The sequence below is a fragment of the Campylobacter showae genome (genome assembly GCF_900699785.1).
Classification (GTDB): Bacteria; Campylobacterota; Campylobacteria; order Campylobacterales; family Campylobacteraceae; genus Campylobacter_A; species Campylobacter_A showae_D.
In genome coordinates this window covers 804,069-817,050 of sequence record NZ_LR535679.1, presented here as the reverse complement: position 1 = coordinate 817,050, position 12,982 = coordinate 804,069, and the positions used below count along the sequence as shown (strand labels likewise).

9 protein-coding genes are annotated in these 12,982 nt (G+C 47.1%); 2 read left to right on the top strand and 7 right to left on the bottom strand.

Annotated elements, in window-relative coordinates; genetic code table 11:
* Window positions 1–77: 77 nt before the first annotated feature.
* Window positions 78–3,524, top strand: coding sequence for a DUF748 domain-containing protein (locus E4V70_RS04040; protein WP_122863303.1), 3,447 nt, complete (start codon window positions 78–80; stop codon window positions 3,522–3,524).
* 107 nt (window positions 3,525–3,631) lie between these two features.
* On the opposite strand, the gene E4V70_RS11090 is transcribed toward E4V70_RS04040, so the two are convergent.
* A complete protein-coding gene (locus E4V70_RS11090) occupies window positions 3,632–3,760 on the bottom strand; it encodes a hypothetical protein (protein ID WP_269472417.1) in 129 nt (42 codons plus the stop codon).
* 465 nt (window positions 3,761–4,225) lie between these two features.
* On the opposite strand from E4V70_RS11090, the gene E4V70_RS04035 reads away from it, so the two are divergent.
* Window positions 4,226–5,155, top strand: a complete 930-nt coding sequence (locus E4V70_RS04035; protein WP_122863304.1) for a ribose-phosphate pyrophosphokinase — start codon at window positions 4,226–4,228, stop codon at window positions 5,153–5,155.
* A gap of 485 nt (window positions 5,156–5,640) precedes the next feature.
* Here the strand turns inward: E4V70_RS04035 and E4V70_RS04030 are convergent, their stop codons facing one another.
* The 6 genes from E4V70_RS04030 to gyrA form a co-directional block, all read right to left on the bottom strand.
* On the bottom strand, window positions 5,641–6,144 hold the full coding sequence (locus E4V70_RS04030) for a YqhA family protein (protein WP_122863305.1): 504 nt from the start codon (window positions 6,142–6,144) through the stop codon (window positions 5,641–5,643).
* Window positions 6,145–6,576: 432 nt separating this feature from the next.
* Window positions 6,577–7,602 (bottom strand): aspartate-semialdehyde dehydrogenase, encoded by a 1,026-nt coding sequence (locus E4V70_RS04025; protein WP_122863306.1) that lies wholly within the window; start codon window positions 7,600–7,602, stop codon window positions 6,577–6,579.
* A gap of 502 nt (window positions 7,603–8,104) precedes the next feature.
* Entirely contained in the window at window positions 8,105–9,274 is a 1,170-nt protein-coding gene (locus E4V70_RS04020) for a sigma-54-dependent transcriptional regulator (protein WP_122863308.1), read from the bottom strand.
* Between the two features lie 3 nt (window positions 9,275–9,277).
* A complete protein-coding gene (locus E4V70_RS04015) occupies window positions 9,278–9,676 on the bottom strand; it encodes a hypothetical protein (protein ID WP_122863309.1) in 399 nt (132 codons plus the stop codon).
* Window positions 9,652–10,158 (bottom strand): LPP20 family lipoprotein, encoded by a 507-nt coding sequence (locus E4V70_RS04010; RefSeq protein WP_122863310.1) that lies wholly within the window; start codon window positions 10,156–10,158, stop codon window positions 9,652–9,654. The genes E4V70_RS04015 and E4V70_RS04010 overlap by 25 nt, the downstream gene beginning before the upstream one ends.
* A 73-nt stretch (window positions 10,159–10,231) precedes the next feature.
* Window positions 10,232–12,850: a DNA gyrase subunit A gene (gene gyrA / locus E4V70_RS04005; protein ID WP_122863311.1), complete on the bottom strand. Its 2,619-nt coding sequence runs from the start codon at window positions 12,848–12,850 to the stop codon at window positions 10,232–10,234.
* Between the last annotated feature and the right edge of the window lie 132 nt (window positions 12,851–12,982).

Below are 12,982 nucleotides of genomic sequence, written 5' to 3'. Positions count from 1 at the left end.
TAATTTCAAATCCGCCAAAATAACCGCCCTTTAATCAAAATCCTAGTAAAATCCGCCAAAAAAATCGAGGCAAATTTATGCAAAAAAGTAAAAAAATCGCTCTTATTATCCTAGGCTCGCTCGCGGGCTTGCTGCTTATCTACACGCTTGCGGGCTTTTTAGGCGTTCCTTACGCGCTAAAAAATACCCTGCCCGCAAAGCTAAAGGATATGAACGCGAGCCTTAGCGTGTCGGAGGCTAAATTTAACCCCTTTACCTTCGAGCTAAACGTTACGCGCCCCGAGCTAAACACGACAGCGCCACTTTTTAGCGCCGAGCAAATCGACGTCAAGCTTAAGCCTTTTTCGCTCTTTAAAAAGCTAGCAGAAGTCGATATCTTGCGCCTTGAAAGCCCAAGCGTAAATATCACTAGAGATAAAAACGGCACGTTAAATTTAGCTACGTTTTTAGGCGAGTCAAACGCTACTAGCACCGAAAATAACGAAACTAGCGGCATAAATTTCGCTCTAAATAGCACAAAGATAATCGGCGGCTCGTTTGCTTACTCGGACGATAGTTTAAAACAGCCGTTTAGCGCCAAATTTGAGGGCATAAACTACGAAATCTCGGGTATAAATACCGAGCAAAATAGCGCGGGCAAGCACGTCTTTGACGCAAACTCCACGCTAGCGCAAAAGCTAGACTGGCAAGGCGGCATCGACCTTGCGCCGCTTCGAGTTTACGGCGAGCTTAGCCTAAAGGACTTTAACGTCCGCCCCGTCGCTCTTAGCTTCATCGATACGCAAGATCTGTGCATAAACAGCGCGCTTATAAACGCGAAAACCGGCTACGAACTAAGCGCGGACGGCGACGTTATCAAGGCTGCTTTAAAAAATGCAGCTTTAAATTTAAAGTCGTTTGAGGCGCAGCTAGACGGGCAAAATTTGAGCCTAGAGGAGCTTGATCTACCGAGCATCGAGATAAGCGGCCTTGCCGGCGAAAAAAGAAGCTTCGTGGCCGATATCGGCGAGATAAAATTTAAAAACACGAGCTTTAAAGGCGAGGCACAGGCAAATTTAAACATGCTAAATTTAAGCGGCGTCGCGCTTAAGGCCGATATAAACGAAAAGGGCGATATAAACGCCTCCACAGCGCTCAAAACCCTGGGCGTTAGCGGTATAAATTTGACCGAAAAAAGCGTCGGCGAGATAAAGCTAAAAGACGCAAACGCAAGCGAGCTGGGCGCAAAAATAAACGGGCAAAATATCGCAGCTAGCCTAAAAAATTTGACGCTTAACGCAGCCTCCGCCCCTGTCGGTAAAAACGGCGCTGCAAGCCTAGAAAAGCTCATCATAAACGCGCCTAAATTTACGCTGGAAAATAACGCTAGCACAGCTTCTATCGGTGAAATAAAAGCTCAAAAAATCGCACTAAAAACTAAAAATAAAGAGATCGCCGCCGTCGCTGAAATCGGCGTGAAGGATACGGATCTGGATCTAGCTAAAACGGCGCTGCAAATAGGAAGCGTAAGTATAAATAAGCCTAAATTTGCAACCGAGCTAAAAGAAAACTGCGAGCTTAGCGCTATTAGCGAGCTTGGACTAAACGGCGAAAAAACAGCCGCTAAAAAATCAAGCACCAAAAGCAAAAACGAAAGCGCGAAAAAACCTGCCAAATCTCAAAAAACGGCAGAAAAAACCGCCTCAAAAAAGAGCCAAAAAACCGAGCAAAAAAGCGCTCAAGATACAAAGAGCGGATTTAAATTTAGCGTCAAAAACGTCGCCGTTACGGGTGCCGATATCGGCGTAACGCATATTTTCGAAGGTCAAAAGATAGCGCACAAATTTGACGGACTAAATGTAAATTTACAAAATATCAGCGAAAATTTAGCCTCGCCCGTGAGTGCCAAAATCGACATGAAAAGCTCGCAAAAGCTAAATTTTGCTTTTAGCGGCAAAATCACGCCTGAGCCCCTAAATATCGAGGCTGACGTAAAACTAAACGACGCAAATTTGCCTCGATACTTCGCCTACGCTAAAAACTATCTGGACGCGAGCCTAAAAAGCGGCGAGCTAAATGCCGAGCTAAATGTAAAATACGCCGCGGACGCCTCCGTAAGCGGTAAGGCAAACATCGCAAATATCGAGCTTACAGACGGCTCCGGCGATAAGGTTTTTGCCTTTAAAAACCTCAAACTCTCTAAAATTTCGTTTGCGAAAAATTTCTTAAATCTAGAGCGCGTGACTCTTAGCGCGCCGTTTTTAAAGGCGCATTTAAACAAGGAGCGCGAGTTAAATTTAAGCCGACTTGTAAAAAATAAAGACGGCGCCAAGGCCGAAAAAACCGCAAATGCCGAGCCTAAAAAAACTAGCGCCATCGATAAAAAAGAGGTAAAAACCGAGCATAAAACAAACGACGCTAAAGCCGCTAAGCAAGACCAAAAAGAGGGCGATTTCGGATTTGCCGTGAAGCAAATTTTAGTCGAGGGCGGCGAGGTAGATTTTTCGGATGCATCGCTATTTATGCCTTTTGCTACGAGGATAGCTAAGCTTGAGGGCGTGCTATTTGAAGTGGATCAAAAACGCCCTACGATGGGTACTTTTGAAGGCGTGGTCGGCAAGAGCGGCTTTAGCAAGATCGGGCTAAAGCTACTGCCGTTTGATCTCAAAAAAAGCACCGAGATAAAACTAGGTTTTAAAGACATAGATTTAAAAGACGTGACGCCGTATAGCGGGCAGTTTTTGGGCTATAAGATAGAAAAAGGCAAGCTAAATTTGACCCTAAACTACGAGGTTGCGGACTCTAAGCTAAAAGGTAGCAACATAGTAAATCTAGACACTCTAACTCTAGGCGAAAAGGTCGAGTCTAAAGACGCGGTAGATCTGCCTTTATCGCTTGCTATCTCGATACTAAGCGATCAAAACAATCAGATAAATATCGACCTGCCGGTAGAGGGCGATCTAAACGACCCTGATTTTAAATACGGCGGCATCGTCTGGGCGGCGGTAAAAAAGCTATTTGCCGATATTACGCTAGCTCCGTTTAGATTTTTGGGAAATGCGCTGGGGCTAGGCAGCGAGGATCTAAGCACGATCGACTTTATGGCTGCTAGTAACGAGCTCATAGTCTCCGAGCAGGCTAAGATAGGCGACTTTATCAAGCTAACGAGCGCAAAGCCTAAGATGAAGCTAAGCATAACGCCCGTGTACGCGGACGTCGATGAAGAGGCGTTTAAAAACGAAAAACTAAACGCTAAGATCGCTCAAACTATGGCACAAACAGGCAAAGACTATGCGAGCGCCTTAGCCATACTAGCTCCGGGCGTCAAAGACGGCGACGAAAAAGCGCAACGAGAGGCGGCGCTAAAGAGTATCGAAGTAGAAAAAGAAAGGCTAATAAAGCTAGCTAACTCGCGCGCGCAGGTAGTAAAAGACGCGCTAATTAAAGCGAGCCTAGATCAAAACAGGATCGAGATCAAAAAGCCGGAAAAAACGGACGCTAAGCAAGGAGAATACGCAAGCGTGATGATGGGAGCGACGCAGTAAGTTTGCGCCAGGGTTTTGTATTACCGCGCTTAGTTTGCGACTTGCGGCAGAGCTTTTGCTTGGTTTTGCTTTAGCGCGCTTGCGGACGTTTTTGCCGGACTGCGGGCTTAAAGCATGAAGCGTAGCGGAAAGAGATTTACCGAAGCTTTATCGCGCGCATCCTTGCTCGGCTCATTTGCGCTTTGTTTGTTGGCGGTGCGAGCTTTAGCTTTGCCGACTTGGCTTGCTGCGGGCAAGACTTAGCTTTGCGCGAAATTTGACGTACGCAGCCGTAAAACCGCCTAATTTTATATTTTTAAAAGCCGTGAATGCGGCAAAAAATGCTTCGTTGCCGCTTTTTGCTCGAAATTAAAACTAAAATTTTAAATTTACTTGCCCTGCTAGTATCCAAAAAATGCCGAACGAAGCCCGCTTTACGGCCTAAACGCGTTTGTCGTCCGCACTTTTACGTACGGTTTTTAAATTTAGCCGCCTGCGCAAAACTGCAGCCTAAAATCTAAAATTTACGACCGCAAGACCGAGAAGCCGCCAAATTTACCCAAGCCTACTAAAAGCGCTAAAGAAGGCTGCTTACTTCCTGCGCAAAATCTCGCGCTTTGAGCTTTAGGGCTACGTAAAAATCTCAAATTTAACCGCAAAATCTACGAATTTAAGTTTTAGTTCGGTAAAATTGAACAAAAATTTCACAAAGGCAAATCGTTATGAGAGGTTACAAAATCTTTTCGGGCACCGCAAACGTAGAGTTTTCAAAGAAAATTTCGCATTATTTATCGCTTCCGCTTAGCGAAGCTACGATCAAACGCTTTAGCGACGGCGAGATCAGCGTGCAGATCGGCGAGAGCGTGCGCGGCAAGGATATTTTTATCATCCAGCCTACCTGCGCGCCTGCAAACGTAAATTTGATGGAGCTTTTGATCCTAACCGACGCGCTTAAGCGCAGCTCGGCTAGCTCGATAACGGCTGTGGTGCCGTATTTCGGCTATGCGCGCCAAGACCGCAAAGCCGCTCCTCGCGTGCCTATCACGGCAAAGCTCGTGGCAAATATGATGCAAACGGCGGGTATCGATCGCGTCGTCACGATCGATCTTCATGCGGGCCAAATTCAGGGTTTTTTTGATATCCCCGTCGATAACCTCTACGGTTCGATCATCTTTAACGACCATATCAAAAATAAAAATCTCAAAAATCCAATCATCGCTAGCCCCGATATCGGCGGCGTCGCGCGCGCTAGAAGCGTCGCAAAAGCCCTAAATCTCGATATCGTCATCGTCGATAAACGCCGCGAAAAAGCTAACGAAAGCGAAGTAATGAACGTAATCGGCGACGTGGCGGGCAAGGATGTGATCCTGGTCGATGATATGATCGATACGGGCGGCACGATAGTAAAGGCGGCAAAAGTCTTTAAAGAGCGCGGCGCAACCTCGGTGATGGCGTGCTGCACGCATGCGGTACTCTCGGGTAAGGCCTACGAAAACCTCGCAGATAGCGTGCTAGACGAGCTAGTGGTGACCGACACGATACCGCTACGCGAGGAAAACGAAAAGATAAAAGTACTCAGCGTAGCTCCGATTTTTGGCGAAGTGATCAGGCGCGTGTATCATAACGAAAGCGTAAATTCGCTATTTGACTGATTTTAGGCGGCGCTTTGGTCTAAAAATTACCCCTTGGCGGCGTATGCGGTAAGCGTGCGCCGTTTTTAAATTTATATCTATCTTTAAGCGTCAAATTTAACTCTCTATTTACGACTCTCAATTTATACCAAAATCATTCACGCCGTAAAGATACGGGTCATACCGATCAAATTTAACTGCGTCAAATTTACTCAAAAAGGACTGAAATTAAACGTAACTTTTCACGTTTTTTTCACGGAGTGAAAAGTGAAATAATTTATATTATTTTGGTTAATTTTGTAATCTTAAATTTAATCCCAAAAGCCCATAAAATCGGCATTTGTCACTAAAAAATAACTTAAATTTACATAGCTTTAAATTTGGTAAAATTTCGAAATCAAACTTAACGATAAAAGCAAAATTTAAAAGTTATTCACATATAGCGAAGCGGTAAAATTTGAATCGAAATTTAAAAAGCGAGCCCGAATCCAGGCTCGCAAATGGCATCAGTGCTCGCCCTTGTGTAGGAAATAAAGCCCCAAGCAAAGCGCCAAAATCGAGGCCGCAAGGTAGGTCATCTCAAGCGGCGTAGTGAAATTTGCGTGCAAAACGCGCTGGAAAAAGTTAACGATAAGCACCATGATGATGACTTTGCCAAGTTTATCCTTAAGCTCGTCGAGCGAGTGCACCTCGAGGACTTTGCTCTGTTTGGACTGCTTGAGCTCCTCGATTTCGGAGATAAACAGCTCGTAAATGCCGAAGCTAAAGATGTAAAGCACGAGCGCCATGAGGTAGAGGTCGATCGCGCCCACGATCTCGCCGACGACTTCTGAGTGGAAGTTCTCTGGGTGAAAATCGCCGAAAAAGTAGTGATAAACGGCGACGAAAACCTTGCCTACGTCGTAGCTGGCGATGATGAAAAGCACGATCGCGCCGAGCAAGCCAAAGACTACGGGAAGGAGAGTGAAGTTGTTGCTAAAGAGTAGGATTTTTTCAAAAGTTTTACGCATTAATTTCCTTTTTTTAAAAATAAAACGCGTATTTTATAGTATTTTCCTTAAAGCTAGGGCGTTGAGCGGGCGCGAGCCTAGCTGGAATTTAAGTTAGTGCGTGAGGCTTGGGTCGTTGTTGAGTGAGTTAAATTTGAGTTTTTTGGTGTTTTATAAAACAGTTTTTGCGAGCGTTACTCGGTTTGACAAAATGAGCTGAATTTGAGTTCGTTAAATTTGACTTTACAAATTTAACTCTAAAGTTTGCGCCGTAAAGATGCGGGTAAATTTAAGCGTCAAATTTAAAAAGCTAGTAGAAAATTCGTATCGGTAAAAACTCGATTTTATATTTTAAAACAATCAAATTTTGGCCGAATCTACGCCAAAGCGAGGTAAGGTGCGCCCGCCAAATCAAATCGTAAATTCGGCAAATTTAAATAAAACGCGGGCCGATTATTCCTGCATTTCTATCCATTTTTGCGCGATTCTTACGGCATTGGTCGCCGCTCCCACGCGGATCTGGTCGGCGCTGCACCACAGATGAAGGATGTTTTTGCGGTAGTTATCCGCTCTAATACGTCCGACGTAGGTTTCGTTGGTGTCGCTTGAGATGCTTGGCATCGGGTATTTTTTCGCGGCCGGCTCATCCACGACCACGATGCTAGGCGCCTTGCGCAGGACTTCGCGAGCGGCTGCGGCGTCTACGTCTCTGTCAAAATGAATCGTGATAGCCTCTGAGTGGCTGCGAAGCACCGGCACGCGCACGCAGGTCGCGCTAACCTCCATATTTTTGTGGAGGATTTTTTGGGTCTCGTTGACCATTTTCATCTCCTCTTTGGTGTAGTCGTTGTCCAAAAATACGTCGATGTGCGGGATGACGTTAAACGCTAGCTGGTGCGCGAAGACTTTCGGCTTGCACTCATCAAGCTTAAACTCGAAAAACTTTTGCAGCTGTACGACTAACTCCTCCATACCCTCTTTGCCGGCACCCGAAGCCGCCTGATAGGTCGCTACGTCCACGCGGTTGATGCCGTACGCGTCGTCTAGCGGTTTTAAAATTTGCACCATTTGGATGGTTGAGCAGTTTGGATTGGCGATGATGCCGCGGTTTTTCCACTGCATGATATCCTGTGGGTTGCACTCGGGCACGACCAATGGCACGTCCGCATCCATCCTAAAGTGGCTGGTGTTATCGATCACGACGGCGCCGCTGGCGGCTGCAAATTTGGCGTATTTTTCCGATACCGATCCTCCCGCGCTAAAAAACGCTATATCGATCTCGTGCTCGTCAAAAACGGTCTCGGTGAGCTCCACGACTTTGTAGTTTCTGCCCTTAAACTCTATCTCGCTACCCGCGCTTTTCGCGCTTGCTAGTGGTAGTAGCTCGCCCACCGGGAAATCAACCTCCTCCATAACGCGGAAAAGCTCCTCTCCTACTGCGCCCGTCGCACCTACGACGGCAACGTTAAATTTTCTCATTTTAGACTCCTTTGTTTTTACTTCTCGGGCGACAGAGTCGTCCTGCGACCAACCCCATCGGTTGGATCCCGTACTCCTCGTAGCGTAGTCTCGTCGCAAGCGGATGCGATGCGAAAAGACTTGTCCGACTTTGCGGACCAAGTTTAGGTTTTACATCTCGGTCGGCAAAGCCCCTGCGACAAGCCTCTTTGGCTTGATCTGGCGCCAAAGACTCGCCTTGCTTTGCGGACTAAATTTGTTTGCTTCTTGGGCGGCAAGCCGTCTTGCGGTTAGTCTCGTCGGCTGCGTAGCGCGCTTAGGACAAAACTCGTTTCGCTAAATTTGGGTTTTGGCATAAAAAGCTAATCGCGACCGCTCTTATCCATTAAACTTAACTCAAATTTTACTTCTCGTCGGCTCAAATTTGCCAAACCGCACGTCGCATTTTCAGCGTCGTCGTCTCGGCCGGCTAAATTTAAGCTAAAATTTCGCTTATTTTACTCGCGTAAAGCTTAAATTTAAGCTACTTTCTGCTGCGAGCTTGCAAAAAAAGATCGCCGGGTTGTATTTCCTCGCTTTCGCTCAGTATCGCCGCTCGCTGCACGACGGAGATGAGCTCGCGGATATTGCCGGGAAAATCGTAGTTTTCAAGCTCTTTTACCGCCGCCTCGGAAAAGCTTTTTGCGCCGAGATTAAACTCCTCGCAGCTTTGTTTCAAAAAACGCTCTGCTATAGGCAAGATCTCCTCTTTGCGCTCTCTTAGCGGCGGGATGGCGACGGGCACGGTGTTTAGGCGGTAAAACAGATCCTCTCTAAATTTACCCTCGCTGATCATCGCGGGCAGGTTTGCATTCGTCGCGGATACGATGCGAACGTCGATTTTGACGCTCTTTGTGGCGCCAAGGCGCGTGATCTCGCGCTCCTGGATCGCGCGTAGGAGCTTTGGCTGCAAATTTAGCGGCATCTCGCCGATCTCGTCTAAAAATAACGTACCGCCGCTTGCTAGCTCGAACTGTCCCTTTTTCATCGCCGAGGCATCGGTAAATGCGCCCTTTTCAAAGCCGAAAAGCTCGCTTTCTATCAAATTTTCGGGGATCGCGGCCATGTTTATCGCGATAAATGGACCGTCCTTGCGCGGCGAGTTTTTGTGGATAAATTTAGCGAATAGCTCCTTGCCCACGCCGCTTTCGCCCATTAGCATCGCCGAGGCGTCCGTTTTTGCGACACGCGAGGCTAAATTTAGCGCGTTAGCAAGCGCGGGCGAGCTGGCTACGAAATCGGTCGAATCAGCCTGTAAATTTGACCCGTTTTGTGCGGCTTTTAGGCTTGCTGCGGGTAGCTTTCGGCGTAAAATTTCGACCCTCTTTATCGCCTCATATAGCGTTTGCGCGTCAAAAGGTTTCGTGAGGAAGTCCTTGACGCCCAGGCGCACGCTCTCTATGGCTTTGTTTAGCGTCGCGTTGCCCGTCATTATGATGACGTCAAATTTACCCTCAAGGCACTTGATGAACTCCAGTCCGTCCATTTGGGGCATGTTGATGTCGGTGATTATGAGATCGACGTCGTCACCCATTTTTTTAAGGGCCTCGACCGCGCTTTTATAGCTTTTGATTTTTAGATCGTCGTATTCGCCAAGCGCGATCTCTAGGGACTTGCGCATATTTATGTCGTCTTCTACTATTACGATGTTCATCTTTTACTCTTTGTTTTTAAATACGCTTATGATAGCCGAAGAGGGCTTAAATTTTACCGTAAATCGCACGGGAAATAGCGTAAGATCGGTTGCGGAGTTCATATTTTTGTTGTGTTGGACGAAGCGATCTTCGACCTTAAATTTATAAGGCAAAAAGCACTCGAAAAGCTCGTTTTTATGTAAATTTAAAAACTCTAGCGAGCTTTGTGCGGGCTGCTTATAGGCGTTTATTTCGCATAGATACTCATACTCTAGCTCGCTTAGAACCATTGCCTTTGAAAGCGCGATATCGTCGTAAACTACGGTGTGATTTTTAGTGGAGATTTTGGCCCAGAGGATAAACTCCTCCGAGCCGTAGAGAAGCGCCGTAGCGGCAATCAGTAAGCAAAAATTTCTTGCCACTTGCTTTGGTCTATTTTCATTTCCATTCTGACGCGGTAGAGCCCGTCTTTAAAGTCGTGCTCGATGATGGAAGCGTTTTTGATGAGGCCTGCGACCTGAGCCGTGATAGTGGAGTCTCTAAGCATCGCGTCCCTAACCGTATCTTTGGAGTTTATCTTGACTCCGTATAGCTTCTCGGCTAGCTGTCTGTGCGCATCCGCGATGGCTGCGCGCTTAGCTAGGGCTAGCGACTGCGCGTGAGAGACTGTATTAGTCGGAGCGATACCCTCGCCCACGGCGCCGAATACCGCATCGACTTGCTCGATATCGTATATCATCTTTTCTTGCTTCATCACGCTTCTGATATCTTCTTTATCGACCTTTTGTATGACGATGTCTTGCTTCGCCGACGTGGTCTCGTCGGAGGCAAAAGGGCTGTTAAAAGAGCAGCCGCTCGTTAAAAAGGCTACTGCGCCCAAAACCGCGAATGTAATTTTTTTCATTCTTGAACCTTTAAATTTAGTTGTTTTTTTGTTTGCAAATTTACTAGCAAATTGTATTCCAAAAACACTAAATTCATTCTAAATTTTCTAGCGTATCTTCGCCGCTCTCGTCCTCGCCTTCGTCGGCTTTAGGGCACTTTGCGATACTTACTACGTCGTCGCCGTCCACATTTACGACGATGACGCCACTAGTGTTTCGGCCGGCTTTGCGGATGCTTTGCATATCGAGGCGTATCATCTTGCCGCTTGAGGTTAGAGCCATCAGATCTTGTTCGTCATCGACCATTACGACGCCGATCAGATCGCCGGTGCGGTTAGTTAGCTTCATGCAGATTACGCCCTTGCCGCCGCGATTTGTTAGGCGGTATTCTTCTGCGGTAGTGCGTTTACCGATACCTTTTTGAGATATGCTTAGTACTTCTTGCTCGTTGCTTTCGATGACGGCTGCGCCTACGACCTCGTCGCCGGCTTCTTTAAATTTAATACCCGTCACGCCGCGAGCCGTTCTGCCCATCTGGCGGACTTTGCTGAGTTTAAATTTGAGACACATTCCCTTTTTGGTTACGATAAATAGCATCTTTTCGCTATCGTCGCTTCCTTCGGTCGCGTTCTCGTCGTTTTCCTCGCTATTTTCTTCGTCGATCTGGGCTTCTATCGCTTCTATCTCGTTTATCTCGGTCTCTATGCCAAGCTCGTCAATTAGATTTATCGGCTCTTCCTCGCCTTCTACGATGAGAGCCGTTACTAGCTCGTCGTTCTCGTCTAGGCTGATAGCGCGTACGCCGATAGAGCGGATGTTTTTAAATTCGCTTAAATTCGTGCGTTTTACGATACCGTTTTTAGTGAAAAACGCGAGCGATTTGCTTTCGGCAAAATCGGTCGTCGGGATGATCGCCTTGATCTTTTCGTCAGGTTGTAGTTGGATGAGATTTACTACCGCTTTGCCTTTTGCCGTGCGGCTTCCTTCAGGTATCTTATAGACTTTGAGCCAGTAGAGTTGTCCGCGGTCTGTTACGAACATCAGCGTATCGTGAGTGTTGCTCGTAAAGAAGCTCTCGATGAAGTCGTCGTCGTACGTAGTTACCGCGACCTTGCCCTTGCCGCCGCGTTTTTGCTTCTCGTACTGCTTGCTCGGCACGCGCTTGATGTAGCCTCGGTGCGTGATGGTTACGACCATGTTTTCGTTAGGGATGAGGTCCTCGATGTCGATGTCGTCGTAATCATCCACGATCTCGGTGATGCGCGGCACTTTAAATTTATTTTTTATCTCAAGCAGCTCGTCTTTGATTAGTTTTTCTAGCAAGGTTTCGCTCTTTAAAATTTCATCAAGGCGCGCGATTTCGGCCATCAGCTCGGCTAACTCGGCCTCTAGTTTTTCGCGCTCAAGACCTGTTAGCTTGCTTAGCCTCATGTCTAGGATGGCGTTTGCTTGTAGCTCGCTAAGGCCGAATTTTGCTACCAAGCCCTCGCGAGCGCTCGGCGTGTCGGCACTATTTTTGATGAGCTCGATCACTTCGTCGATATTATCCAGCGCGATTTTTAAGCCTTCTAAGATACGCGCTCTAGCTCTGGCTTTTTCTAGGTCAAATATCGTGCGGCGGATGATGACGGTTTTTCTGTGATTTAAAAATAGCTTCAAAAGCTCGATTAGGTTAAATACCTTCGGCTCTTTGTTGTTTATCGCGAGCATTATGACGCCAAAGGTGCTCTCCATCGTCGTGGATTTAAAGAGATTGTTTAGCACGATATCGCTCATCGCGTCGCGTTTTAGCTCGATGACGACGCGGATGCCGTCTTTGTCGGATTCGTCGCGCACTTCGCTAATGCCTTCGATCTGTTTTTCTTTGACTAGCTCGGCGATCTGCTCGATGAGGCGGGCTTTATTTGTCTGATACGGCAGTTCGTCGACGACGATGACGTCTTTGTTCGGCTTTTTTTCGATATGAGTTTTGGCGCGTAGTTTCACGCGTCCGCGTCCCGTGCGGTAGGCCTCGATGATGCCTTTTTTACCAAATATTATCCCGCCCGTTGGGAAATCAGGCCCTTTTATATACTGCATCACCTCTTCTAGCGTCGCGTTTTTATTTTCAAGCACGAGCAAAAGCCCGTCTATTAGCTCGTCAAGGCTGTGCGGCGGGATATTTGTCGCCATACCGACGGCAATACCGCTAGAGCCGTTTAATAGCAAATTTGGCACGCGGCTAGGTAGGACGTCGGGCTCAGTCTCTCTGTCGTCGTAGTTTGGGATAAAATCAACCGTGTCTTTTTCGATATCGCGTAAAATTTCTTCGGTGAGATTAGTCATCCTAGCTTCGGTATAACGCATCGCCGCCGCGCCGTCGCCGTCGATGGAGCCGAAGTTTCCTTGACCGTCGACCGCCGGATAGCGCATAGAAAATTTCTGCGCCATACGCACGAGCGCGTCGTAAACGGCCGTGTCGCCGTGCGGGTGGTACTTACCGATGACGTCGCCCACGATACGCGCGGACTTCATGTACGGGCTGCGACTGCCGACTCCGAGGTTGTTCATCGCGTAGAGGATGCGTCTATGAACGGGCTTTAGACCGTCTCTAGCGTCAGGCAGGGCGCGACCGACGATGACGCTCATCGAGTAGTCGAGGTAGCTCGTTTTTATCGACTCTTCGATGTCGACGGTTTGGATGTCTTGATTGTTTTCAAATATATTTTCCATATTTTTCCTTAAAATTTACTTGCCGATTTTAGCTTAAATTTGATAAAAACTTGCTAAATAGATACGCTTTTTCATGGCTTGATCGGGTTAAATTTGGCCGAAATTTGGGGTTTTATTTTGCTATTTTTAGAA

Coding starts and splice junctions, on each gene's coding strand:
- E4V70_RS04030 (WP_122863305.1), bottom strand. CDS start 6,144: ATGCGTAAAACTTTTGAAAAAATCCTACTCTTTAGCAACAACTTCACT.
- E4V70_RS04035 (WP_122863304.1), top strand. CDS start 4,226: ATGAGAGGTTACAAAATCTTTTCGGGCACCGCAAACGTAGAGTTTTCA.
- E4V70_RS04025 (WP_122863306.1), bottom strand. CDS start 7,602: ATGAGAAAATTTAACGTTGCCGTCGTAGGTGCGACGGGCGCAGTAGGA.
- E4V70_RS04010 (WP_122863310.1), bottom strand. CDS start 10,158: ATGAAAAAAATTACATTCGCGGTTTTGGGCGCAGTAGCCTTTTTAACG.
- E4V70_RS04020 (WP_122863308.1), bottom strand. CDS start 9,274: ATGAACATCGTAATAGTAGAAGACGACATAAATATGCGCAAGTCCCTA.
- gyrA (WP_122863311.1), bottom strand. CDS start 12,850: ATGGAAAATATATTTGAAAACAATCAAGACATCCAAACCGTCGACATC.
- E4V70_RS04040 (WP_122863303.1), top strand. CDS start 78: ATGCAAAAAAGTAAAAAAATCGCTCTTATTATCCTAGGCTCGCTCGCG.